This window comes from Micromonospora sp. NPDC007230, assembly GCF_042869115.1.
Classification (GTDB): Bacteria; Actinomycetota; Actinomycetes; order Mycobacteriales; family Micromonosporaceae; genus Micromonospora.
In genome coordinates this window covers 1-1,634 of record NZ_JBIAFE010000074.1, presented here as the reverse complement: position 1 = coordinate 1,634, position 1,634 = coordinate 1, and the positions used below count along the sequence as shown (strand labels likewise).

Sequence of the window (1,634 nt, the reverse complement as noted above, 5' to 3'; positions counted from 1 at the left end):
CCTTATTTACCAGGCTCTAAGCTTGTTCTTTAACCCTGACGTCTCGGCGGCCGTGATGGTCCTTTGTGGATTCGGCGTGTCGTGGAGACGGAAGCCGGCCACCGTCTGATGATCCTTCGGTTCCCTGGCAAGGACGTGAAGAACAAGGACGGTGGCCGTGGCCACGATTGTGGACTACGTAGCGGGGCTGGTGTTACCCGACACGCCCGTGAGTGATTCAGCGGCGGTGCTGGCGGGCTTCCGCCGGGACTTTTACCAGTGCTTGGTGCGCCGGACGGACGCGTTGTTCGAGCTGACCGACGCGGTCCTGTGCGCCGACGGGCCGGTGCACAGCCTGGTCGATCTCACGTTGACGGCGGAGCATCGTCGGGGTCACGGCGCCCTGTACGACGGGCTGAACGCGGGCAGGATCGACATCGCCCGGCTCCGCGCGAGGCTGGCCGGGTTGCCGCTGCCCCGGGCGGCGGACGGGCGGATCGTCCTCGCTGTGGACGTGTCGAACTGGCTGCGCCCGGACGCGCCGACCAGCCCGGACCGGTTGTTCTGCCACGTCTACGCCCGAGGCAAGGGGCAGGCTCAGCTGATCCCGGGCTGGCCGTACTCGTTCGTGGCCGCGCTGGAGTCCGGCCGCACGTCGTGGACGCAGGTCCTGGACGCGGTGCGGCTGGGCCCGACCGATGACGCCACCGCGGTCACCGCCGCCCAGCTGCGTGATGTCGTGGACCGGCTCATCACCGTCGGGCACTGGCGGCCCGGCGACCCGGACATCCTGATCGTGGCCGACACCGGCTACGACACCGCCCGGCTGGCCTGGGTGCTGGCCGACCTACCCGTGGTGCTGGTCGGGCGGATCCGTTCCGACCGTGTCCTACGGCTGCCCAAGCCGGTCAGGGCGGCGGGCACCATCGGCCGTCCCCGCAAACACGGCGGCGAGTTCGCCCTGGCCGATCCGGCTACCTGGCCGGCGCCGCACCACGTCACCACCACTGCGACCACGCGCTACGGCACCGCGCGAGCAGCCGCGTGGGACCGGCTGCACCCCAGGTTGACCCGCCGCACCTGCTGGATCGACCACGACGGGGACCTGCCGGTCATCGAAGGCACCCTGATCAGGCTGCAGGTCGACCACCTACCCGGCGACCGTGACCCCAAGCCGGTATGGCTGTGGTGCTCCGCCACCGGCGCCACCGCCACCGATGTCGACCGCTGGTGGCAGGCCTTCCTGCGCCGCTTCGACCTGGAACACACCTTCCGCCTGTTCAAACAGACCCTCGGCTGGACCCGCCCGAAGATCCGCACCCCGCAAGCCGCCGACCGCTGGACCTGGCTGATCATCGCCGCGCACACCCAACTCCGCCTGGCCCGCCCCCTGGCCGCCGACCTTCGCCGCCCCTGGGAAAAACCCGCACCACCCGGACGGCTCACCCCCGCCCGCGTCCGCCGCGGGTTCCGGAACATCCGCCCCACCAGCGCCCTGCCCGCCAGCGCACCGAAACCCGCAACACCCGGCCCCGGACGGCCACCCGGCTCCCGCAACCGTCAGCCCGCACCCCGCCACGACGTCGGCAAAACCATTAAGCGTGACCTGACCATCGCAGCACGTAACCAACGCGAGGGTTAAAGATCAAGCTAAG

The 1,634-nt window shown here is 70.1% G+C and carries 1 protein-coding gene; it reads left to right on the top strand.

Annotated elements, in window-relative coordinates; all coding sequences use genetic code 11:
• Nucleotides 1-208 precede the first annotated feature (208 nt).
• A complete protein-coding gene (locus ACFYML_RS36565; RefSeq protein WP_387425009.1) occupies nucleotides 209-1,621 on the top strand; it encodes an NF041680 family putative transposase in 1,413 nt (470 codons plus the stop codon).
• Nucleotides 1,622-1,634: the final 13 nt, after the last annotated feature.